The 22,035-nt window shown below is 52.1% G+C and carries 21 protein-coding genes and 2 pseudogenes; 15 read left to right on the top strand and 8 right to left on the bottom strand.

The window, feature by feature from the left end; all coding sequences use genetic code 11:
- The first annotated feature begins 584 nt into the window (after window positions 1-584).
- Window positions 585-1,535: a patatin-like phospholipase family protein gene (locus tag JQC72_RS10150; RefSeq protein WP_205495232.1), complete on the top strand. Its 951-nt coding sequence runs from the start codon at window positions 585-587 to the stop codon at window positions 1,533-1,535.
- 14 nt (window positions 1,536-1,549) lie between these two features.
- Window positions 1,550-1,906 (top strand): protease complex subunit PrcB family protein, encoded by a 357-nt coding sequence (locus JQC72_RS10145; RefSeq protein ID WP_205495230.1) that lies wholly within the window; start codon window positions 1,550-1,552, stop codon window positions 1,904-1,906.
- A 191-nt stretch (window positions 1,907-2,097) separates the two neighbouring features.
- Here JQC72_RS10145 and JQC72_RS10140 read toward each other — a convergent pair whose 3' ends face one another.
- Window positions 2,098-2,403, bottom strand: a complete 306-nt coding sequence (locus tag JQC72_RS10140; protein WP_205495228.1) for a hypothetical protein — start codon at window positions 2,401-2,403, stop codon at window positions 2,098-2,100.
- A 41-nt stretch (window positions 2,404-2,444) separates the two neighbouring features.
- Entirely contained in the window at window positions 2,445-3,356 is a 912-nt protein-coding gene (locus JQC72_RS10135; protein WP_302104758.1) for a DUF1385 domain-containing protein, read from the bottom strand.
- 228 nt (window positions 3,357-3,584) lie between these two features.
- On the opposite strand from JQC72_RS10135, the gene aroQ reads away from it, so the two are divergent.
- The 3 genes from aroQ to efp are packed head-to-tail and all read left to right on the top strand — an operon-like array spanning window position 3,585 to window position 5,710.
- Window positions 3,585-4,028, top strand: coding sequence for a type II 3-dehydroquinate dehydratase (gene aroQ, locus JQC72_RS10130; protein WP_205495225.1), 444 nt, complete (start codon window positions 3,585-3,587; stop codon window positions 4,026-4,028).
- Between the two features lie 11 nt (window positions 4,029-4,039).
- Entirely contained in the window at window positions 4,040-5,113 is a 1,074-nt protein-coding gene (locus JQC72_RS10125) for a M24 family metallopeptidase (RefSeq protein WP_302104757.1), read from the top strand.
- Window positions 5,114-5,152: 39 nt separating this feature from the next.
- A complete protein-coding gene (gene efp, locus JQC72_RS10120) occupies window positions 5,153-5,710 on the top strand; it encodes an elongation factor P (RefSeq protein ID WP_205495221.1) in 558 nt (185 codons plus the stop codon).
- Between the two features lie 196 nt (window positions 5,711-5,906).
- Here efp and JQC72_RS10115 read toward each other — a convergent pair.
- Window positions 5,907-6,605 (bottom strand): annotated as a pseudogene (locus JQC72_RS10115) (MBL fold metallo-hydrolase); the annotation flags it as partial.
- Window positions 6,606-7,077: 472 nt separating this feature from the next.
- Between JQC72_RS10115 and JQC72_RS10110 the strand changes: the two are divergent.
- The 6 genes and pseudogenes from JQC72_RS10110 (at window position 7,078) to JQC72_RS10090 (ending at window position 13,871) form a co-directional block, all read left to right on the top strand.
- Complete coding sequence (locus JQC72_RS10110; protein ID WP_205495217.1) at window positions 7,078-7,731, top strand: GntR family transcriptional regulator; 654 nt, start codon at window positions 7,078-7,080, stop codon at window positions 7,729-7,731.
- A 49-nt stretch (window positions 7,732-7,780) separates the two neighbouring features.
- A complete protein-coding gene (locus tag JQC72_RS10105) occupies window positions 7,781-9,130 on the top strand; it encodes an FAD-binding oxidoreductase (RefSeq protein WP_205495216.1) in 1,350 nt (449 codons plus the stop codon).
- Window positions 9,131-9,133: 3 nt separating this feature from the next.
- Window positions 9,134-10,453: pseudogene (locus JQC72_RS16545) on the top strand ((Fe-S)-binding protein); the annotation flags it as partial.
- A gap of 48 nt (window positions 10,454-10,501) precedes the next feature.
- The gene (locus JQC72_RS10100) at window positions 10,502-11,932 is read left to right on the top strand and encodes an FAD-linked oxidase C-terminal domain-containing protein (protein ID WP_302104754.1); all 1,431 of its coding nucleotides are present in this window, start codon (window positions 10,502-10,504) and stop codon (window positions 11,930-11,932) included.
- Between the two features lie 29 nt (window positions 11,933-11,961).
- A complete protein-coding gene (gene aceB / locus JQC72_RS10095) occupies window positions 11,962-13,563 on the top strand; it encodes a malate synthase A (protein ID WP_205495215.1) in 1,602 nt (533 codons plus the stop codon).
- A gap of 98 nt (window positions 13,564-13,661) precedes the next feature.
- On the top strand, window positions 13,662-13,871 hold the full coding sequence (locus tag JQC72_RS10090) for a hypothetical protein (protein ID WP_205495214.1): 210 nt from the start codon (window positions 13,662-13,664) through the stop codon (window positions 13,869-13,871).
- Window positions 13,872-13,976: 105 nt separating this feature from the next.
- Here JQC72_RS10090 and JQC72_RS10085 read toward each other — a convergent pair whose 3' ends face one another.
- A complete protein-coding gene (locus tag JQC72_RS10085; protein ID WP_205495213.1) occupies window positions 13,977-15,623 on the bottom strand; it encodes an L-lactate permease in 1,647 nt (548 codons plus the stop codon).
- A gap of 280 nt (window positions 15,624-15,903) precedes the next feature.
- On the opposite strand from JQC72_RS10085, the gene JQC72_RS10080 reads away from it, so the two are divergent.
- Window positions 15,904-16,179, top strand: coding sequence for a hypothetical protein (locus tag JQC72_RS10080; protein ID WP_205495212.1), 276 nt, complete (start codon window positions 15,904-15,906; stop codon window positions 16,177-16,179).
- A 17-nt stretch (window positions 16,180-16,196) separates the two neighbouring features.
- On the opposite strand, the gene JQC72_RS10075 is transcribed toward JQC72_RS10080, so the two are convergent.
- From JQC72_RS10075 to JQC72_RS10060, 4 genes are all read right to left on the bottom strand, one after another.
- On the bottom strand, window positions 16,197-16,655 hold the full coding sequence (locus JQC72_RS10075; protein WP_205495210.1) for a DUF441 domain-containing protein: 459 nt from the start codon (window positions 16,653-16,655) through the stop codon (window positions 16,197-16,199).
- Window positions 16,656-16,711: 56 nt separating this feature from the next.
- Window positions 16,712-17,425: a 2-phosphosulfolactate phosphatase gene (locus JQC72_RS10070; RefSeq protein WP_205495208.1), complete on the bottom strand. Its 714-nt coding sequence runs from the start codon at window positions 17,423-17,425 to the stop codon at window positions 16,712-16,714.
- Window positions 17,422-18,234: a phosphosulfolactate synthase gene (comA, locus tag JQC72_RS10065; protein ID WP_205495206.1), complete on the bottom strand. Its 813-nt coding sequence runs from the start codon at window positions 18,232-18,234 to the stop codon at window positions 17,422-17,424. The genes JQC72_RS10070 and comA overlap by 4 nt, the downstream gene beginning before the upstream one ends.
- A 274-nt stretch (window positions 18,235-18,508) precedes the next feature.
- On the bottom strand, window positions 18,509-19,783 hold the full coding sequence (locus tag JQC72_RS10060; RefSeq protein WP_302104753.1) for an MFS transporter: 1,275 nt from the start codon (window positions 19,781-19,783) through the stop codon (window positions 18,509-18,511).
- 142 nt (window positions 19,784-19,925) lie between these two features.
- On the opposite strand from JQC72_RS10060, the gene JQC72_RS10055 reads away from it, so the two are divergent.
- From JQC72_RS10055 to spoIIIAB, 3 genes are all read left to right on the top strand, one after another.
- A complete protein-coding gene (locus JQC72_RS10055) occupies window positions 19,926-20,375 on the top strand; it encodes a CD1247 N-terminal domain-containing protein (protein WP_205495202.1) in 450 nt (149 codons plus the stop codon).
- Between the two features lie 168 nt (window positions 20,376-20,543).
- Window positions 20,544-21,509 carry a stage III sporulation protein AA gene (spoIIIAA, locus tag JQC72_RS10050; RefSeq protein WP_205495389.1) on the top strand — a complete coding sequence of 322 codons (966 nt, stop codon included), beginning with the start codon at window positions 20,544-20,546 and terminating at the stop codon, window positions 21,507-21,509.
- Complete coding sequence (spoIIIAB, locus tag JQC72_RS10045) at window positions 21,503-22,021, top strand: stage III sporulation protein SpoIIIAB (protein ID WP_205495200.1); 519 nt, start codon at window positions 21,503-21,505, stop codon at window positions 22,019-22,021. The genes spoIIIAA and spoIIIAB overlap by 7 nt, the downstream gene beginning before the upstream one ends.
- Window positions 22,022-22,035 lie beyond the last annotated feature (14 nt).

Raw genomic sequence — 22,035 nt, 5'->3', positions numbered from 1 at the left:
GCCGTTTCCCTGCCGAGCGACTCTTTGCCGTCAGGCTATGGAGAGAAGGCGGGAAATCGGCTCCCGTTTCACATTGTCGTGACTGGCTCTGCGCGGCGGGTCGCAGCCGCTTCCACATCCGTCCACGAAGATTTCGTCCAAACCTGTGTGATCGATGTTTCATGACGACTTGTTCGCATAGTGGTTTTCAGTGCTTCCGTGAAAAGACGCCACTTACAAAATCAGCCGATATTTTGGTGGACAACTACGATGGGATCGCTTTTGAAGACTTGAACATCCGGGGGATGTGAAAAACATCGTCTTGCCGAGAGCATTGCAGACGCGGGTTGGGAGGATGCCGTCCAATTCACGGCTTTCAAGGCAGAGCTGAGTCAGTGAGCCAGTGATGGAAGTGGATTCCTCACAACATGTCACAAGTTTCTCGAAAGGCGGTCAGATCGTAAAAAAGACGTAGGCGGAGCAAGTCATCACCCTGAAGGACGGGTTTTCCGGTCGCTCATGATAAAGTCTGGAGTGCGGTTCCATAGTTTTTTCTCTTTCGCGTTACATATAGATAAACCAGGAGCATATCGGGAGGGATGACCTTGTGGGCTGATGCGGTATTTGAGGGCGGCGGGGTCAAAGCCATCGGTTTGGTCGGGGCCCTGACTGTGGCGGAGGAGAAAGGGTATCGATGGAAGCGATTGGCGGGTACGTCTGCCGGGTCCATCATCGCGGCGCTGCTGGCGGCTGGTTACCGCGCTTGTGACATTCACAAACTGATGATGGAACAAGATTTCCTGCAGTTTATGCCCAAGACGTGGTACCATCGCATTCCGTATGTGGGTCCGGCTTTGCGGTTGTGGATTCACAAGGGATTGTATCCGGGCGGATCGCTGGAAAAGTGGGTCGGCGAGCTGTTGGCACGTCGGGGTGTCTATACGTTTGCAGACCTGAAAGAGTGTGAATTGTCCATCATCGCATCGGATATCAGCGGAGGAAACCTGATGGTTCTCCCTCATGATTATCGCGACTACGGATACGATCCGGTCAAACTGACCGTGGCCCGAGCAGTGCGGATGAGTTGCAGTATCCCGTATTTTTTTGATCCGGTGAAGGTGGTCAACCGGATATCCAAAAAAATCTGCTATGTTGTCGATGGTGCCATTCTCAGCAACTTCCCGGTTTGGTTGTTTGATCAGGAACAACCGCGATGGCCCACATTCGGTTTTCGCCTCGTTTCCGATTTAAGCGGGGAGGAACATCGCATTTTTGGTCCGATTACCCTGTTGCGGGCGCTCTTTCTGACGATGATGGAGGCGCATGACAACCGGTATATAAAGGATCAGGAAAAGGTACGGACCATATTGGTTCCATCGCTGGACGTCAAGATGATTGAATTCCACATCTCCAAGGAAAAACGGCGATTACTGTATGAAGCAGGCAGACAAGCGGCGGAAAATTTTTTCCGTAACTGGACATTCGCTGAATATTTGGCGGTACGTCGGGCGAAGCGGGGTGTTTCCTACACCATTCGTCCGACGGAGTCGGGATAGGAGGGGGGAGAAAAATGTCAGAGAGAAAAAATTTCAGAGGGTTCAGATTGATCACCCATCGAGAGGAGTCGCGCTTGTCTCCCCGGGTTTTGCAGTGGCTGTCGCAGCATAAAAAGAAAAAAGGAACGCATTTGTACAATTATGGCAACCGTCGCTATTTGTTGATCACGCTGGGGGAAAAACCAAATGCGGGCTACCGGCTTCAGTTGGTGAAAGTGGAAACGGGACAGGGCTACACCCGGATCGTGGTTAAGGTGTTGTCCCCCGAACCCGAATTTGTCTATCCGCAGATCGTGACCATACCCTATCTGTTGGGGATCGTCACCGGGACGCCCAAAGTGGTGGATGAGGCCACCGATGCATTGTTTTAAGTCTGTGCGTCTGTGCCCAATCCGTATTCGTATCATATTCAGGCTTCCGGGTGGCCTTTTTCCTTGCGATCCAGAATGGCTGTGCTGAAAAGTCACTCATCCAAAAAGGCCACCCATATATCGGAATCCACGGTCGCCGGATGCACCCTGGTTCGAGTTGGAATTCGGGTTTCGCTCTTGGTGGTGATTTGTCATGGGGTTTTTGTTTTTTGTTCCGGCTTTTTATTGCCTTCAATCACGCGGAAAGCAGGGCGCCTGCCACGAAAGCGGTTTCCTGTCGGCCGCCCTTTTTTACGCGGGCGGATCGACCGGGAATGAGAGGGGATGTTCCACCGCAGAAACCATTGCGGTGGAAACTTGTACAGGTAAAAGACAACACCGGCAATGAGCAGGGGAATCAATACTTGAACAGGATTGACGACGAGCAGGCGGAGGAAACCGATGCCCATCAAGACGAACAGGATCAGACGCCACCCGTTGTTTGGTTGCCTTACCATGACCATTCACCCTCATTCCATGAAGAATCCGAAAAGCCGACTTACGAACGGGAGTGTGCCAGCGAGGAGGATGCGACCGTTGCTTCGGTTTGCAAATCCAGCTCCCTCATTTTATTGAATGCGGCAATGGCCACTTCCACTTGATCATCATCCGGTTGTCGGGTGGTCAACTTTTGCAGCCAGAGTCCGGGATACCCCAGATAGGAGAGGCCGGGAACATCTCGCAAAGCGTTGGTCAATTTCAACAATTCGTAGGAGAGTCCGACCACCATGGGCAGAAGCAACAGCCGGATGCCGATGCGTTCCCAGACGTTGTCGTAGGGAAAAAAGGAGTAGACAATCACCCCGACAAGAACAGTCAGTATGATGAAACTGCTGCCGCATCGGTAATGAAGGGTGGACTGCCGTTGGACGTTTCTTATTGTTAATTCTACCCCTGATTCATAGGCGTTAATCACTTTGTGTTCCGCCCCGTGATATTGGAAGACCCGTTTGACTGTCGGCGTCTGCGATATCAATACAAGATACGCAAGGAGAAGCAAAGTTTTGATGCCGCCTTCGATCAGATTTTGGGTGACCAGATTATGGACATACCGGTCAAACAATACACTGGCCAAAAAAGCCGGCAATGCGGTGAAAAGGATTTTTCCGATCACCAGAGAGAGGACACCGACGACGGCCACACCGATATATGTGGTTAATTTAGACGGGGAACGTCGATCTTCCTGCCGGGACTCCTCATTGGAATCATCCAATTCATATCGTTCCGTCGCAAATTGCAGGTGCTTGGCACCGGATGCGCTCGCCTCGATCAATGCCACGATACCCCGAATCAGGGGGATTTTTTTCAGGAAAGATAAAAATGGTGATGGATTTCGTACCAATTCCCAGGTTTCGATCGAGCCGTCTTTGCGTCGGATGGCGGTCACTTGAACATAACGCCCTCCGAACATCACCCCTTCGATGACGGCCTGCCCGCCGTATGCGACTGGTTTTTCCGACACTTACCCACACCGCCTTTTTGTAATTTCCATATAGAAGAACGGTCGAAAATACGTTCTTGTGTTGTGATGTATTCCCATTGTATCACAGAAACGGCGTTCGTCGCAGTTATCCGGTGAAATTCTGCGTCAACAAGGGATTTTGTGGTACAATTGGCGAAGGAGAGAGGAGGTGTGCCGATGCCGAAGGTACTCGTGCTGCACGGCCCCAATTTGAACCGGCTGGGGAAAAGGGAGCCCGGTGTATATGGCCGAAAAACATTGGCAGAGCTAAACCGCCGTCTGGAAGAAATGGGTCGTGCATGGGGGTTGAAAGTGGAAACGTTTCAGTCCAACCATGAAGGAGAATTGATTGACCGGATTCATGCCGCGGATGGAACGTTTGATCATCTCATCATCAACCCCGGTGCATTGACACACTACAGTTACGCCCTTCGGGACGCCTTGGCCTCTGTGGAAGTACCTGCGATCGAGGTACATCTGTCCAACATACATAATCGCGAAGCGTTTCGGGCGCATTCTGTCACGGCGCCGGCCGCCGTCGGTCAAATCGCGGGACTCGGCTTTCTCAGCTATGAGCTGGCTCTCCGGGCGGTAGCGATTCGGTTGGGGCTGATCGAATGAGAGGAGGATACCTGTTGAAAAAGCGGATCGACCGATTGCGTGAACGGTTGAAAGAACAAGATCTCGAAGCCTTGCTCGTCACCCATCCGATGAACAGAAGATATCTGACCGGGTTTACAGGCACTGCGGGCATGGTGCTGGTCACGGAAAAGGAGGCGAAACTGCTGGTCGACTTCCGGTATGTGGAGCAGGCACAAAAACAAGCCCCTCATCTGGATGTGGTGCGTGTCGGGGGCGAGCCGTTCCGCACGGTGGCGGGGTTGTGCCGCGAATGGAATGTCAGCCGGCTGGCGTTTGAACAGGATCATCTCGTGTATGCCCGTGCCGAAAAGCTGAAGTCCATCCTCGACGGGGTGGAAGTGGTCCCGGTAAGCAATATGGTGGAAAAGCTGCGCGAAACCAAGGATGCCGATGAGTTGGAGACGTTGCGTCGTGCGGCGCGAATCGTTGACGAGGTGTTTGCGGAAATCCTCAAGGAGATCCGCCCCGGACTGCGCGAGCGGGACATCGCTTTTCGCCTGGAGTTTCTCATGCGCGAAAAAGGGGCCGATTCTTCCTCATTTGACATCATCGTCGCCTCCGGTCCGCGTTCGGCACTTCCGCACGGCGTGGCTTCGGACCGGGTGCTGGAGAAGGGTGATTTGGTCACGCTGGATTTCGGCGCCCTTTATGAGGGATATTGTTCGGACATCACGCGCACCATTGTATTAGGAAAACCGAACGAGCGGCAACGGGAAATTTACGATATTGTGCTGCATGCCCAACAAGCAGCATTGGAGGCGGTTCGTCCGGGAGTGACCGGACGCGATGTAGACAAGGTTGCCCGGGATATCATTACCGACCGGGGATACGGCGAGCAGTTCGGGCACAGCACCGGCCACGGCATCGGCTTGGAAATTCACGAAGCCCCGACTCTTTCCGTCAACGGGGAAACCGTGTTACAATCCGGAATGGTGGTCACGGTTGAACCGGGTATTTATTTGCCCGGTTTTGGCGGCGTTCGCATCGAGGACGATGTGGTCGTGACCGAGCAGGGCAAGGAAGTGCTGACGCACAGCCCCAAAAACCTGATCGTGATCGAATAGCGATCGGCTTCATCTTATCGAGTTTGGAGGAGACATGCGATGATCTCGGTAAATGATTTTCGTACTGGATTGACAATCGAGCTGGACGGTGACGTGTGGCAAGTATTGGAGTTCCAACACGTCAAACCGGGGAAAGGGGCGGCGTTCGTCCGTTCCAAACTGCGCAACCTGCGCAACGGCAACATTCAGGAGCGGACATTCCGCGCCGGGGAAAAAGTGCCGCGTGCACACGTGGAAACCCGCCAAATGCAATACCTGTATGAAAGCGGCGGTGAGTACACGTTTATGGACAATGAGACTTACGAGCAGATCAGCCTGCCGGCCGAGCGTCTGGAGCGGGAGGTCAAATTCCTGAAGGAAAACATGAATGTCAACATCATGATCTACCAAGGGGAAACCATCGGTGTGCAACTGCCCAATACGGTGGAGTTGGAAGTGACCGACACCGAACCGGGTATCAAGGGAGATACCGCGACGGGCGGAAGCAAATCGGCCACGTTGGAAACGGGCTTGGTCGTACAGGTGCCGCTGTTCGTCAACGTGGGCGACCGGCTGATCATCGACACCCGGACCGGCGAATACGTTTCCCGGGCATAATGGGAACCGGATAAACATGCGAGAAGGGGACGCGTTTTTCGCCTTGAACCGTTTATATGCGGCTTGGCGGAGATACGTGCTCCCCTTCTTGATTTGAGGTAACGTCCGCTCCTTCATCAAGGGCTTTTTTTTTGATTTCATTAGGCGAATGTCAGGATGCTCAAACAATAAACCAGTATCATGGCAGAACACTGGTTTACGTTGTAAATAATCTACCTTCCAGTGCAGCAATATATCTTTCGGCGGATTTTTGTACAGATTCATTGGCATTCTCCATTACAATTCGATGGAAAGCATTGTATAGACGATCAAACTTTAGTCTTTTCACTTTCTCTGCCATCTCCGCTACTTTTTTAGCCGGTAGCGGGATCAGGTTTGGATAGCTATACATAAAGCTTACCCACTTGCGGTCTGCAACAACTTGGATGATATCCCCTGTAAGGAGAACTCCTTTTCCATCGTTACCGTTTTCCCAATGGAGAACTGTTCCACCTTTAAAGTGTCCTCCCAGACGATGAAGAGTGAGACCTTCTGACAGTTCCAATGTTTCACCCGACCAAAATTGAATTTTATCACTCGGACGCATAACCCATTCTTGATCATCTTCGTGGATATAAATCGTCGCATCGAGTGCCTCCGCCCACTCAACTTGAGCTGAATAGTAGTGAGGATGGGAGAGGGCAAGAGCTTGAACTCCTCCCAACTTCTTTACTTCCTCTAATGTTCTGTCATCCAGGTATGTAATACAATCCCATAGGAGATTAAAACCTTTATTTTGAACAAGATAGGCCGTTTGACCGATGGCGAATCCCGGCTTTGTCGTGATGCTGTAGAGACCTTCTTCTTCGTGTTGGATTTCGTTTCTGTATATATTGCTTTCGCGCATGGTTTCTAAGAGATCGAAGGTGTTAAAGAAGGAGCGGGAAAACCCAGCCCTTCAAGTCGGGATAAAATGAGCGTCGGACGCGGGAGGGCTTGGTCCCTCTCGCAAGTCCGACAGAGTACAGTGGAGTTGATAAGTGCGAAAACACCTTAAAACGACTATGTGAGCGAAAACTCGTTACGAAAATCACCCAGGTTTGGACGAAGTCATCGTGGGTGGATGTGGGTTGTCACGCTCGATGAAGCGGGAAGACCACGGAGACCAAAGGGAGTGCCTCCGTTGCTTCAGCCGTGTGGGGCAAGTCACAATAGATTCACAGCCAACAAAAAAGCCACCGGAGAGGTGGCAAAGAAGAGTGGAGTCGATGCATGTGCCTGTTTCGGAAAGAAAATTTCGTATATACAAATAGTATCAATATTATGTATAATATATTGTGTACGATATACGATCACCAACCGGAGCATGGCTGGAAAGGGGGAAAGATGTGGAGCTGTTTTTATCCAATCCCAAGCCGCTCAAAGTGCAAGCGTATACAATTTTGAAAGAAGCGATTATACGCGGGATATTGCAGGATCATGAGATGATTACGGAGCGGGTGGCGTTAGAGCGGTTCGGAATCAGCCGCACTCCCTTCCGTGAAGCTGTTCAAACGCTTGAAGCGGAAGGATGGGTCTATAACCTCCCTTATAAAGGGACCTTTATCTCGCCGATTACCATTAAGGATATCCATGATGTATTTGAATTGCGTTTTATGTTGGAAATCGGCGTTGTCCGTAAAGTTCAGCAGATGATCAACCGGAAAAACTTGGATCAATTGCAAGCGATCACGGCAGCGATGAATACCGATCCGTCGCAAATGAGCGATGTTGATTTCATGCGATTGGACAAAGATTTTCACAAAGTGCTGTTTGAGCTTACGGATAACGAGCGGTTGATCTCCGTTTTTAACCAAACGTCAGACCTGATTCGCCGGATTGGCATGCGGGTTTTACACCGAGCGTCCAGGCGCGAAGAAGTTGTTCGTGAACATCGGAGCATTATAGAAGGACTTCAAAACGGAACGGCGGAGCAAGAAATGGAACAACATTTACATAATCAGAAACAATCCTTTATTGAATTGTATCAAGGTGAAAAATAACACACCCGCACCATGATCTTGTTTGATTACGGGAGAGAGGGCTGTTACCGTGAGTAAAAGCGATGTAACCAATACGGACATCAGCCGGTTGATCGAACAGTTGGGGACGGACAAAGTACAAACATTTCCAGCGAAGGGTTCCGAATACGGTCCAGCGAGTGATTGGGTCGTCTTTCCCGAATCGGAGCAAGAGGCGGTCAAGGTGATCCGCTGGGCCGGCGAATCGCAAGTGTCAATTTTGCCCGAAGGCCAGGGGGCACTCGCCGGATACGGCAATCCTGTCCAAAAAGAGGCGGTCACCTTATCTTTGGCCGGATATCATCAGGTTACAGAACATTCGGTTGGCGACTTGACGGTTACGGTGCAAGCGGGCACGCTACTCAGTCATTTACAAGCGGTATTGAAGGAAAAAGGCCAGATGCTGCCGCTGGATCCGGGTTGGCCGGAGATGAGAACGGCAGGGGGGATCGTGGCTGCGGCCCTGACGGGACCCAAACGGTTAAAGTACGGAACTCCGCGCGATTGGGTTATCGGTCTCAGGGTGATTTTGGCCGACGGCCAGGTCATTCGTACCGGCGGCAAAGTCGTCAAAAATGTCGCCGGATACGATATGAACAAGTTGTTCGTCGGCTCGTTCGGAACCTTGGGGATCATTACGGAGTGCACATTCAAATTGCGTCCCCTTCCCCCTGAGGAAACGGTGATCATGTTGGAACATTCGGATGTGAACGCCCTGTTGCGGCTCAGCCGACGCATATTGGACTCTTCATTGGAACCGTCGGCGATAGAAATAGTGAATTCCTCGGTGTTGTCAGCGCTTTTGCCCGGTGAACACGCCACGTTCGGATTGATGATCGGTTTTGAAGACGAAGCCAAAGCCGTGGACAAAGAACAAGATCAAGTTTTGAAATGGGCAAAGGAAGAAGGCATCAGGCTCCGGGAAACTTTTCGAAACGAATGGGCGGCAGCGTTATGGCGAGCCTTTGGCGAGCTTATGCCTCACGCCAAAGATTCGGAAAGTTCCGCTGCGAAAGTCGCTGTCAAGATAAGCACCCTTCCCGATCAAGTGGCCGCTGCTGTTCAAATGATTCACTATCTGGCCGAAGAACTGGGAATTGATGCGATGATTCACGGGGGAACGGGCACGGGAATTACATTTGCCATATTGCAGCCGAAACGGGATCAGTGGCTAATGGCAAAAGAACTGCTCGAAAAAGTCAGGCAGCGGATAGAAGAGCAACTTGGTTATGTGGTCATCCTGCATGCGCCTTTCTTTTTTAAAGAGCTCATTCCCGTTTGGGGAAGAACGCCGGCCGGACTGTTTCTCATGCGGAAGATCAAAGCGCAATTGGATCCTGAAGGGCGATTTCAACCGGGACGATGGGTAGGAGGGATCTAAACCATGTCCGACCCGATCAAGGAAACGAAACCATTGACGGGATTTCCGTTTGCCGATCCGCCTGACCCGGATAAGTGGTCGAAATGCATTCATTGCGGAATGTGTTTGGACGCGTGCCCCACCTATCAGGAAGAGCAATTGGAGGCTCATTCCCCGCGTGGCCGCGTTCATTTGATCAAAGCGGTGGGTGAAGGGCGGCTGGAGTTAAACCAAGGTTTATATGACCCGGTTTTTCAGTGCTTGGATTGCCGTGCGTGCGAAACGGCTTGTCCATCGGGAGTAGAGGTCGGAGCCTTGATTGAAGAAGCGCGCGGCCAACTGTTTCAGGTTATGCCTCCCAAGGGACTGAAGGGGATGATCAACCGGTTATTTTTAAGGCATTTGTTTCCCCATCCCGCACGCTTGCATTGGCTGGGCCGATTGCTGAGATTTTACCAACGATCGGGTCTTCAGGTTTTGGCTCGAAAAACAGGGATTCTTCGGTTATTCCCTGCGCACATCCGGGATATGGAGGCCGTCCTGCCGCAGATCCCGGCTCGATTTTCCCGGCAAACTCTGGCTGAAGTAACCCCTGCGCTTGGGGAAACGCGTTATCGTGTTGCCATCTTGACAGGGTGTGTGATGGATGTTTTGTACGCCGGGATCAATGAGGCGACGGTGCGGGTGCTAAGCCGTAACGGAGCTGAGGTGGTGGTGCCGCGGGGGCAGGTTTGTTGCGGCGCCCTGCAAGTGCATGCCGGAGACCGGGAGACAGCGAAGAAATTGGCCAAACAAAACATTGACGCGTTTTTGCGAGCGGATGTTGATCGAATCATTGTGAATGCGGCCGGATGCGGGTCAGCGATGAAAGAATACGACGAACTTCTCAAGCACGATCCGGATTACAAAGATAAGGCGAAGGAATTTGTCAAGAAGGTTCAAGATGTATCCGCTTTCTTATGTGAAACCGGCATAAAACCACCAACGGGAAGGGTTGAAGAAACAGTCACCTATCACGAAGCGTGTCATTTGGTCCACGGACAAAAAGTGAGAAACCAGCCGCGTGAACTGCTTCAACAAATCCCCGGGCTTACTTTGGTTGAAATGCCTCACGCGGATCGCTGCTGCGGAAGTGCGGGGATTTATAACCTGACTTATCCGGATATGGCGGGCCGTCTGCTCAAGCGAAAAATGGATGACTTCCCGCAAGAAGTGGATCGGATTGTGATGGGGAATCCCGGTTGCATGCTGCAGATCGCGATGGGAGTTCATCAGCGTGGCGGACGGGAACGCGTCGTGCATACGATTGAATTGTTGGACGAGGCTTACCGGCGCGGGGAGCAGAGCGAGCCAAAGGCGGATGGCACAAATGAGGATGACCCAAATCAAGAACTGATTGCCGCACTGAAGCGCTGTGTCGGGGACGACGCGGTCCTTTACCGCCATGAAGATTTACTGGCCTATGAATGTGACGCCTATACCCTGAAAAAGGTGGTTCCGCGTGCGGTCGTTTTTCCCAAGAGTACAGAAGAGACAGCCGAGGTTGTTCGCTTGCTCTCGAAACGGGGAATTCCTTTTATCCCGCGCGGGGCCGGAACCGGCTTGAGCGGAGGTGCCACTCCGACGGGAGGAGAGGTGATCATCAGTTTGGCGAGGATGAATCGACTTTTGCAGGTCGACCTTCTGAATCGGCGGGCTGTGGTGCAACCGGGATATATCAATCTGCATTTAACTCAGGCCGTCGCCGACCGCGGTTACTATTATGCGCCGGACCCCTCGAGTCAGCAGGCATGTACGATCGGAGGCAATGTCGGTGAAAATGCCGGTGGTGCCCATTGTCTCAAATATGGTGTCACCACAAACCATGTGCTCGGTTTGACGATGGTCTTACCCGACGGGCAAATCGTTCAACTCGGCGGGCTTCCGGATGAACCAGGTTATGATTTGGTCGGATTGGTGGTCGGCTCGGAAGGGACGATGGGCATTGTGACGGAAATCACGGTCCGTCTTGAAAAAAAACCGGAAGGGGTTCGCACCGTTCTCGCGATGTTTGATGAAGTGAGCGAGGCGAGTGAAGCGGTTTCCGACATTATCGCCGCGGGAATTTTGCCGGCGGCTTTGGAGATGATGGACAATCTGGCGATTGAAGCAGTGGAAAAAGGAACTTTCCCGGTGGGGTATCCGCGCGATCTTGGCGCTGTTTTATTGATTGAAGTGGATGGTATTGTGGAGGCATTGGATGAACAGATTGAACGCATTGTGGAAGTGTGCCGCAAACACGGGGTACGGGAAGTGCGACCCGCCTCCTCGGAGGAAGAAAGAAAAAGTTGGTGGAATAACCGTAAAACCGCTTTTGGCGCCATCGGAACCATATCGCCGGATTATCTTGTCCAAGATGGTGTGATACCCCGCAGTCGCTTGCCGGAAGTTCTGTCCCGGATTGAAAAAATCAGCCGCGAAAAAGGGGTGCGCATTGCCAATGTGTTTCACGCCGGCGATGGCAACCTGCATCCCCTGATTATGTTTGATGCACGAATCCCCGGTGAGGAAGAGCGGGCCGTACAAGCAGGATCGGAAATTTTGCAAGTGTGTGTCGAGGTTGGCGGCAGTATCACCGGAGAACATGGTGTTGGTTTGGAAAAGAGAGAGGAAATGCGGTTTTTGTTTTCTGAAGAGGAGATTGCCGTCCAAACAGCGATCCGGGAGGTATTCAATTCAAGGAATTTATGCAATCCGGGCAAAATATTCCCTTCCCCGGCCCGTTGTGCCGAGATGAAGAGACAGCCCGAGGGCAGCGAAGAAGCTTTGGATGCTCTTGATTAAACAACAATGGGAGAGGAGATCGAGTGGGAATGAGTACGAGAACGAATCGTAAGGGAGTCGAAGTGACTGCGCCGATTCATCCGGGGTTTGAAGAGATTTTGACGGATGAGGCACTTGATTTCGTGGCAGACTTGGCCCGTAAATTCTCCGCTTCCCGTGACGCTTTGTTGCAAAAGCGCATAGAGCGGCAGCAAGCCATCGATTCCGGAAAATTGCCGGATTTCCTTCCCGAAACGGCTTCCATTCGGCAGGGTGACTGGAAAATCGCTCCCGTTCCTGAAGATTTGCAAGATCGGCGGGTGGAAATTACCGGGCCTGCCGGGAACCGCAAAATGGTGATCAATGCGCTTAACTCGGGAGCATGTGTGTTTATGGCCGATTTTGAGGATGCAAATGCTCCGACATGGGAGAATACGGTGGGTGGACAAGTAAACTTGAAAAAAGCGATCAGGCGGGAGATCGATTTTACTTCCCCGGAAGGGAAAAAGTATACGTTGAATGAGAAAATCGCCACCCTCGTCGTTCGCCCGCGCGGTTGGCATTTGGATGAAAAACACGTCAGGGTAGACGGGAAACCGGTTCCGGGCGGTCTGTTCGATTTCGGATTGTACTTTTTCCACAATGCCCGTACCTTGCTGGAGAATGGTTCGGGGCCTTATTTTTACCTTCCGAAATTGGAAAGTCACTTGGAAGCGCGACTGTGGAATGACGTATTTGTTTATGCGCAGGATGCCTTGGGGATTCCACAAGGCACGATCAAAGCGACAGTGTTGATCGAAACGATTCTGGCGGCGTTTGAAATGGATGAAATCCTGTATGAACTCCGGGATCACGCTGCCGGCTTAAACTGCGGCCGCTGGGATTATATTTTCAGTTATCTAAAAGTGTTGCGCAATCAACCGGATGTAATCCTGCCGGACCGGCAACAGGTGACCATGACTGTGCCGATGATGAGGGCTTACACCTTGTTGGCGATCAAAACCTGCCATAAACGCGGGGCCCATGCCATCGGCGGGATGGCGGCACAAATTCCGATCAAAAATGATCCGGAGGCAAACAGAGAAGCGCTGAGAAAGGTAAAAGAGGATAAAGAGCGGGAAGTGCTGGACGGACATGACGGGACATGGGTCGCGCATCCCGGGTTGGTTCCGGTGGCCAAAGCCGTATTTGATGAGAAGATGCCAAATCCCAACCAATTGGATCGGTTGCGGGAAGATGTTGAGGTTACGGCGGAGGATTTATTGCGCGTACCGGAAGGGACCATTACCGAAGCGGGCCTGAGAACCAATATCCGCGTCGGGCTGCAATATATCGAAGAGTGGCTGCGCGGAAACGGGGCAGTGGCGATCGACCACTTGATGGAGGATGCAGCGACGGCGGAAATCTCCAGGGCCCAGGTTTGGCACTGGATTCGTCACCCCAAAGGAATTCTGGAGGACGGGCGCAAGATCACCTTTTCGCTGTTTGAACAAATCTTGGAAGAAGAGCTGTCGAAAATCAAGGGACGCCTAAGCGAAAGCCGCTTCGCCGAATCAAAATATGCAGAAGCGCGTGAACTGTTGATTCACTTGACCAAAAGCGACCGTTTCATCGATTTTCTCACCTTGCCGGGATATGAACGCATCGCGTAGAAGTGTGAAAAATAACCCATGGATTTTGACCCTGTGTGAAATGGACTTACACAGGGTCAATTCCTTTCAAGGGTCATCATGATCAAGTGAAAAAGGGGATGAAGACGGATCATTTCCATGGGAGCCGATATGCGTATCATGATGCGTTAAAACTGGATAAAGAATTGGTATCGTTCGGGAAAATCGCCTCCATCATCAGTGATGCAGACGGGGATGTGGTTGCTATCGACCTGATTCATTGCAGTGGCCAGAGCTGTAAGGCGATTCAAGAAAAACCTTCGCTGGCTCATTCCCTCACGATCAAATGAAAATACGGTTGCGATTCTTGGGAGCAAAAAATTCCTGATCATCAACAAAAAAGCTGTTGACCTTCTCGGTCAACAGCCTGCCCACAAAAGATCGGGCTTGTTTTTCTAGGGGATCATCCATTTCAAAACATAGGCTTGTAAAAGAGTGATCGTACAGATGATCAACACGAGAAAGAGGCTGTGTTTGATCGTAAACCGGAATAAATCGCTCTCTTTTCCGACCAATCCGGTCGAAGCGGTCGCAACGGCGATGGACTGGGGAGAGATCATTTTTCCGGTCACACCGCCGGAGGAGTTGGCGGCAACTGTGAGTACCGGATCGATTCCAATCTGATTTGCGGTGATCTTTTGCAAATTTCCGAACAAGGCATTGGAAGAGGTGTCGCTTCCGCTGAGAAATACACCCAGCCACCCGAGGATTGGTGAGAAAAAGGGAAACAAGACACCGGTTTTGGCCAGAGCGAGCCCCAGGGTAGCGCTCATCCCCGAGTAATTAAAGATATAAGCCAATCCCAGCACGGAGAAAATCGTAAGAAGAGGATAACGCAGTTCCATCAAGGTTTCCCAAAAAGTATACAGCCATGTCCGAAACCGCATGCCGACCAGAAACATGCTGAAAAAGGAAGCGATGAAGATGGCAGTCCCGACAGCAGCCAACCAATCAAAGGTATATACGGCATCATACGGGGTCGGTTTGGTTACGATCGGGGACATTTTCAGCACCATCTGATGAAGGACGGGTACGCTCCATTTGAATGTCCATTGATTCAGGAAGTTCTTCACTGCGGGAATGCTCCACAGCACGATAAAGCCGGTCAGTAAAATAAAAGGGGACCAGGCGAGCAAAATTTGTCCGGTTGAATATCCTTCCGTTGCAGCGGCTATTTCCGTTTCAGTGGCTTTGGATTTTTTCGTTATGGAATCAAAGCGGAAAATTTGTTTGGGTTTCCAAATGCGCAAAAAGAAGGACAAAACGAGCAGACAGATCAAAGAAGAGAGGATATCCGGCAGTTCTGGGCCGAGAAAGTTGGAAGAGAGATATTGGACGATGGCAAAAGTACCGCCAGTCACGAAAATGGCCGGCATCACCTCCCGCGTCTTTTTCCATCCGCACATGACGAACACGAGCCAGAACGGAACAAATACCGATAATAGCGGCAATTGACGCCCAACCATTTGGCTGATTGCAAACGGGTCCAATCCGGAGATCGTGCCGGCCACGGTAATCGGAATCCCGATGGCCCCGAAAGCGACAGGCGCTGTATTGGCAATGAGGCATATTCCGGCGGCATATAAGGGACGAAACCCTAATCCGGCCAAAAGAGCGGCCGTAATCACAACAGGGGTGCCAAACCCTGCGCAACCTTCCAAAAAAGCGCCAAAACAAAAGGCGATCAGGAGGGCTTGCAGGCGGTGGTCGTCGGTCAGGTTGGTGACCGATGCGCGAATGATGTCAAATTTTCCTGTTTTGACTGTTATTTTGTATAAAAAAACAGCGGTCACAATAATCCATCCGATGGGAAATAATCCGACCGCTCCACCATATACAAAAGAGAGAACCGACATTTTTACGGGCATTTTGTATACCCACACTGAAATGAGAAAAGCCAAGGCAACGGTAATCAGGCCGGCGATATGCCCTTTGGTTCGCCGGAATGCAAGCGCCCAAAAAAAGTAAACAATCGGGGAAACTGCTGCCAATGTCGATAACCAAATACTTCCGGACAACGGGTCATAAATTTGTTTCCACATGTCTTCTTCCCTCCTTGTTTGTTGTTAGCGCTTACAAAAAGGTGGAGTGGACATTGGACCACAGACCGGGACAGCAGCGAATGAATAGATCGTTAAATCAAATAATTCGATATATACGGAAAAATACCTTCCGTGGTTCCGTACAAATAGCCGGGAAGTAGCATTTTGAAGAGCAGAACAGGGGTGCAGGGACCATTCTTTCTTCACAGTCGCAAATGAGACGGAAATTTTGTTACAATCAAGTTATGGAGTGAATCCTGTTCCGAGTTGGAGGGAAAGTATGAAAAAAATCGGGTTGGGAATGTTGATCCTTGTGATCGGAGTGATCGGAGTTTTCGCATGGATGCGGTACGCTTGGAAAGATGTGGACAGAAAAGCAAAACAGGAGTCTGAGGTGACCGAAGGGTATCACTATCAGCCGAATCCGCGGAAAATTCCGCAGGTTCCACCGGAACCGAAACCGATCCCACCTGCCAAACCCGCGAAACCGCAGCCAAAACCGTTACCGGATGCACCGGCTGAAAAGAAAGAAGCGGAGAAGTCCACAGGGGCATGATGCCTCTTTTTATTTTGTCACCCCTTGCCCAACAATTGAAACAATTTCAGCAAAAAGGCGGTGATTCCGGCGGCCATCAGCGGGCCGACGGGAATTCCGCGCAAAAACAGGATGCCGAAGATCGAGCCGATCACCAAACCAATGATCAGTTGGGGGTCGACCTTCAGCAAATCAAGACCTTTGCCGTTCATATAAGTGGCCAACGCACCTCCCAAGAGTGCAAGCACCCCCGGCCAAGTGGTAAAAACGGAGACGATTTCACGCAGGTTAATCCTGCCGGAGGCAAAGGGAACCAGTACCGCAATGGTTAAAAACAGCAGCCCCAGTTCCATCCCGCGCCTTTCCACCGCACCGAAATATCGTTCCAGATGCGTCAGCTTCAGGATGAGCAACAGGCTGGCCGCTGTTGCGATGATGGAAGATCGGCCCATCAATCCGATGAGAATCAATGCCACCAACAACAGGTCCGGTTTCATGTCCATCCCCTGTCCCACAGTCTTACCATCACTGTATGTACAAGGGGGACAAAATATTAAACGGAAATCATCCGCCCTTGATCCCACGCAGGCACAATCGAATAGCGATCCACTTCCAGACAGGCACGTAAATCTTCCCGAGCTCCCATGCGCAGCAATCGTTGACCGGTTTGGCTCATTGAGAGGATTTCTTCCAACCGGTCGCGGCATCCCCAATAACAGGCCCGCATGGATTGGCCCAGATCGTCGCAGACGGCATGGGGAACCTTTTTCATGATGTAGTCGATCATGAACCCGGCGGCCGTCCCGTCCTCCAAGGAAAATGTGCCGCGTGTACCGGAACAGAGTAAGACCAGATCCTGCTGAAGGGTACAGGCCCGTTCCGCGCAAGCGCTCGCGTTGAGAAAGCAGCCGCCCAAAATGTAAGCGCCTTTGGACGCTTTGATCAAGGCACGCGTCCCGTTGGTGGTCGTGAGCGCGATTCCCTTTCCGTTCACGAGGGAAGACGCGTAATCACGGGGAGAATTGCCCAGATCGGAACCTTCCAACCGTTTGCCATATCGTTCACCGCCCAGCAACAGTCCGTCCCGTTTGGCGGATTGTTTGGCTTCATTGACGGTGGCATACGGAACAACATGGGTGGCACCGTGAGCCAATGCGGTAACAATGCAACTCATGGCCCGGAACACGTCGATCACGATGACGGTCTTATTGTGCAGCCGATCTGTTTGCACTTCATCCACATGAGGACAAACGGAGATATGCATCATTCGTTGCGCTCCATGCGTAACCCGATTGAAAACGTGTCCGAGCGAAGACCGCGTCGGAGTGCTTCGACCGCGAGCGTTTCCTGTGGGGATACGTTGCCCAGGTGTATGTCGGGCCCCAGTGCTTGGAGCAATTGTACCTGCTGGGATTTTTGCGGTGCCTCCCAGATCAGAAAGCGTGAACCGATCAGTTCATGAACGGTGTACAGGTATTCCAGATCAGCTTCCCCTTTTTCATTGTATATCCCGACGTTTTTCCCCGATTCGCGTCCCTCGACGATGACAAAAGCGGCTCCCGCCTCGCGGTCGCGATGATACATTTCCGTCAGCAGCGGGATGGGCGTGAACGAACCATCCGCTTTTTTGCCGATTTCCGTGATGACGTTCAATCCGTTGGCCAAAGCTGCCCGAATATAACGCTCCCTCTCCTTGAGGGAGAGTTCCACGGTACCGTCGGAAATTTCCATATAAGTGAACCCCAGTTCGACCAGAGCGGAGAAGTAACGTTCTACCTGACCCTGGGCATGGGCCACCTCAAACATCGTCCCACCCGGATACAAGATCACCCCTCGTGATTGGGCGATGGCCAGTTTTTCTCTCAAAATCGGAACAGGGGTCAGTACTGGCGTGCCGAACCCCAGTTTGATCCAGTCGATATAGTCACCCGCCGTCGACACCAGATCACGAAAAGCGGACAGTCCCAAACCTTTGTCCAGTATCATCGTGCATCCGGTCGTACGCGGCTTGGATTGACGGATACCTGACGGATCAATCATTTCCTGAGGCCAACACATCACCGGCAATGATTTCATCCGTTTCTCCTCGCTTCCTTCCTCAAGGATCGTACCCTTGATATGATATGCGGAAGCGGTTGTCCGGTGCCCAATGTTGGAACGTGATAAGAGAAGAAAGGAAGGAGAATGCGGAAAAAGTGGTTGAACCGCTCACGATTTCGTGTAAGCTTTTTCCTTCGCTCCTCTTTTGGCAGCGCAAAGCGTTCCCACTCTGATCGTGAAGCGACCCGGATTTTCTGTTGTGTGCGGAGAAGCGTTGACCGGTTCGTTTGTCAGTGACCATTGGCACTCCTCATATCTGTTGAAGCCGTTTTTTGCGTATCAACAGACGTGACTGGCCGCCTGTTCCCCGCAGTCTCCTCGGCTGATGAATCACGAATGCGGCTAACATCCCCGTGATGGCGGTGAGGGCGGAAGAGCCGCCGAACAACAACCATTTGTTGTCGGACAGGGCTCCGAAAATCGGAGGACCCATCGCTACACCTAAAAAGCGGACACCGTTATACAGTGATGTGATGATCCCCCGTTCCGCCGTATTGACCGCAGACGTGATCAACGTATTCAAACAAGGGAGAACCAACCCCGAACCGATCCCGCCGATAAACAAAACCCCCAACAGAAGGTATGTGTTGGTGATCAAGGGTACCAGTGCCATGACAACGGAGACGGTGAACATGCCGGTGACGATGAAATGCTTCATCCGTTTGACGTTTTGATCGATATGATTGCCGCACCAATAGGAGGTGCTGCTCATGGCCAACAGCGGAATGGCCAATATCAATCCTTTCACAACGCCATCGATGCCGTATCGTTTTTCCAGCAAATCGGACAGGAAGAACAATACGCCGAAGAGAATGAACAGCGTGGCGGCACCGGACAAAAAGGCGACCGACAACCATTTTCCCTGGCGACGGAACGTTTTGATCACATGATCTTTGTACTGTGACAAAGCAGGAACATCCCCTTCACGCCGCGGTTCCCGAATGATCCACCACAACGCGGCAACAGCAGGAACGACCAGTGCCGGAAAGGTGAAGAAAAGAGCAGACCACGAGATCAAGGCGATCAACGATCCGAGAATCGGACTGATCACTTTGCCCAACCCGTTTGCCGCTTCGATCATGCCGAGGACCTGACTGCGCTCGTTTCCTTTGTATAGGTCACTCACCAGGGCCATGGCGATCGGTGCGGTCCCTGCCGCCCCGATTCCTTGAATCATGCGGCCGATCAACATCAGGGTATAAGAACCGAATGCGGACAACCCGGCTACAATCCCGCCTGCACCATAGAGAAGCAAACTGATGGCGATGATTTTTTTTCGGCCAAACCGGTCGGACAAAATACCGGCCAACGGAATGACGATGCCAGCGGGAACAGAAAACAACGTGATCAGCAAACTGACTTGCAGCGAAGTAATCCCCAGTGATTCACGAATCGACGGCAAAGCGGGAATGATCATGGAGTTCCCCAACACCATCAAAAGTGGAACCGAACTCAATACAGCGATGTCCAACCATGAGTGGTGACGGGAAGCGTCCGCGTTTTGCCCGGGGGATGCAACCGTCATATTTGGCAACTTCTGTCTCCTCCTTTTCACCTGTACACTGTGTAGCCTTTCCCAACCGACGGATTTTTACCGTCACGAATCTCGTGGCCGCAGAAATACCACAATAGGGATGAAGGTCGATTCGCAAGGAGGAAACGTCAACATGGATACCACGAATCATGATTTGCGCAAAGATGTCGCGTTTATTCAAGGCATGATGGAAGGATCAGGCCAAATCGATCAGCGTATGGAGGGGAAAGTGCTCTCCCGGCTGTTGACGTTGATCGATGATCTGATCGAGGAAGTGCATCAATTGAATCTGCGGTTGAGCGAATTGGAAGAGTACGTGGAAGCGGTGGATGAAGACCTGAACGAATTGGAGCTGTTGGTATACGAAGACGAAGAAGAAGAGGATGAGAATGCCGGATTTTTTGAGATGGAGTGTCCCAAGTGCGGGGAGCACGTGTTGATTGATGACGACATTTTCGACGACGTTGACACATATGAAGTGCTTTGTCCCGAATGTCATACGGTATTGCTCGTCAATGATGAAGATGATGAGTCCGGTCAAAAGACAGCGGAATCGGAAACGGAACAAACGGTACAACTCTGATCAAGAGCAAAAGGGAAACGGTGTACCGAATCGAGTGGTTCCCATCATTGATGTCAACAGTCTTGCGGCCCTGATTGGGCTGCTTTTTCTTTGAGGCTTGGGCATAAAGAATACAAGCCTGCCATATAGATTAGGTAAAACCCGCATGGACAGGAGGTTTTCCGCGTGTTGAACGCCATTTTGCAGGTCCTCCCGCCGTCCATACGGGATGTCATCGCCGCGCTTCCCGAGGAGGTTCGGCAACGCGTGGAGGAGATTCGCATTCGGGAAAACCGCCCGTTGGAGGTGGTGACTGCGGAAGGAACCGGTTTTGTCGCGACGGGTGGGAGATGGGGAACCCGTGCGGAACGAGCGTATGTCCCCGGCAGAGAGGATTGCCTCAAACTGCTGAATCTGATCAGCCAACATTCTCTGTATGCATTGGAGGAAGAACTTCGACGCGGGTACGTGACGGTGGACGGCGGCCACCGGATCGGCTTGGCCGGTAAGGTGGTGGTGGAGAACGGGAAAGTGAAACATTTGCGCGATGTGACCGGGTTCAATATCCGGTTGGCCCGTCAGGTGAAAGGGTCGGGGAAGGCATTGATCCCGTATGTGTTCGGACCGGATCGCGTGGAAAACGTGCTGATCGTCTCCCCGCCGCAGTGCGGCAAAACCACGTTGTTGCGCGACCTTGCGCGCATTGCCAGCACGGGGGAATGGGGCGTGAAGCCTCGAAAGGTTGGGATTGTGGACGAGCGTTCAGAAATCGCGGGATGTTTGCGGGGGGTTCCCCAACATGATGTTGGCCCGCGTACGGATGTGCTGGACGCATGTCCCAAGGCTGAAGGGATGATGATGATGATCCGGTCGATGTCCCCGGAGATTCTGGTGGTGGATGAAATCGGTCGCAAAGAGGACAGCGAGGCGGTCTACGAAGCTGTTTTTGCCGGAGTGAACCTGTTTGTCACGGCGCATGGACGTTCCCTGGATGAGATTTGTCGTCGTCCCGGATTGACCGGACTGATCCGTGAGGGCGTCTTCTCCCGTGTGGTGTTGTTGAGTCGCCGCCTTCGTCCCGGCACCATCGAGGGGATTTATGACAGTTCGCTGAACAGGATGGATCGGGAGCGGTCGGTGCGGGCAAGATGTTGAAACTGCTGGGTGCCGTTTTCATTCTGGTCGCTTCCTCCACCGCCGGTTTTCGCGTAGCCAAGCGGTATGCCGACCGACCGCGCCAGATCCGTGCCCTGTTGCAATCATTGGCCATTTTGGAAACGGAGATTGTGTATGGGTCACGCCCGCTGGCGGAAGTGATGATTCATATCGCCGATCGGGAACCATCCCCCGTGGGAACGTTGTTTCGAGAATGCGGAACCCGTTTGCGCACTTTGGATGGCGCAACCGCCTATGAATGCTGGAGAAGGGCAATCGAGGCCACTTGGGAGCAAACGGCCCTGCGTCAACCGGAGCGGGAGATTCTGCTTCATTTCGGACAGACGTTGGGGGTCTCCGACCGTCAGGACCAACTGCAACACATTCGGATGGCCATGGCACATTTGCAGGCGGAGGAACAGCATGCCCGCGATGATCAAGCCCGATACGAGAAAATGTGCAAAAGCCTGGGCGTTCTGGGAGGAGCCCTGCTGGTCATCCTGATGTACTGAGGAACACAACCCGC

Source organism: Polycladomyces zharkentensis (assembly GCF_016938855.1).
Lineage (GTDB): Bacteria > Bacillota > Bacilli > Thermoactinomycetales > JIR-001 > Polycladomyces > Polycladomyces zharkentensis.
Note: the sequence above shows the minus strand (reverse complement) of the source record. Positions and strands in the feature narration are given on the sequence as shown.

Coding starts and splice junctions, on each gene's coding strand:
- JQC72_RS10060 (WP_302104753.1), bottom strand. CDS start 19,783: ATGACGGTTGCATCCCCCGGGCAAAACGCGGACGCTTCCCGTCACCAC.
- JQC72_RS10070 (WP_205495208.1), bottom strand. CDS start 17,425: ATGATGCATATCTCCGTTTGTCCTCATGTGGATGAAGTGCAAACAGAT.
- JQC72_RS10140 (WP_205495228.1), bottom strand. CDS start 2,403: ATGGTAAGGCAACCAAACAACGGGTGGCGTCTGATCCTGTTCGTCTTG.
- JQC72_RS10090 (WP_205495214.1), top strand. CDS start 13,662: ATGAAGACGGATCATTTCCATGGGAGCCGATATGCGTATCATGATGCG.
- aceB (WP_205495215.1), top strand. CDS start 11,962: ATGAGTACGAGAACGAATCGTAAGGGAGTCGAAGTGACTGCGCCGATT.
- JQC72_RS10075 (WP_205495210.1), bottom strand. CDS start 16,655: ATGAAACCGGACCTGTTGTTGGTGGCATTGATTCTCATCGGATTGATG.
- JQC72_RS10085 (WP_205495213.1), bottom strand. CDS start 15,623: ATGTGGAAACAAATTTATGACCCGTTGTCCGGAAGTATTTGGTTATCG.
- aroQ (WP_205495225.1), top strand. CDS start 3,585: ATGCCGAAGGTACTCGTGCTGCACGGCCCCAATTTGAACCGGCTGGGG.
- JQC72_RS10135 (WP_302104758.1), bottom strand. CDS start 3,356: ATGTTCGGAGGGCGTTATGTTCAAGTGACCGCCATCCGACGCAAAGAC.
- spoIIIAB (WP_205495200.1), top strand. CDS start 21,503: ATGTTGAAACTGCTGGGTGCCGTTTTCATTCTGGTCGCTTCCTCCACC.
- JQC72_RS10080 (WP_205495212.1), top strand. CDS start 15,904: ATGAAAAAAATCGGGTTGGGAATGTTGATCCTTGTGATCGGAGTGATC.
- JQC72_RS10145 (WP_205495230.1), top strand. CDS start 1,550: ATGTCAGAGAGAAAAAATTTCAGAGGGTTCAGATTGATCACCCATCGA.
- efp (WP_205495221.1), top strand. CDS start 5,153: ATGATCTCGGTAAATGATTTTCGTACTGGATTGACAATCGAGCTGGAC.
- comA (WP_205495206.1), bottom strand. CDS start 18,234: ATGAAATCATTGCCGGTGATGTGTTGGCCTCAGGAAATGATTGATCCG.
- JQC72_RS10055 (WP_205495202.1), top strand. CDS start 19,926: ATGGATACCACGAATCATGATTTGCGCAAAGATGTCGCGTTTATTCAA.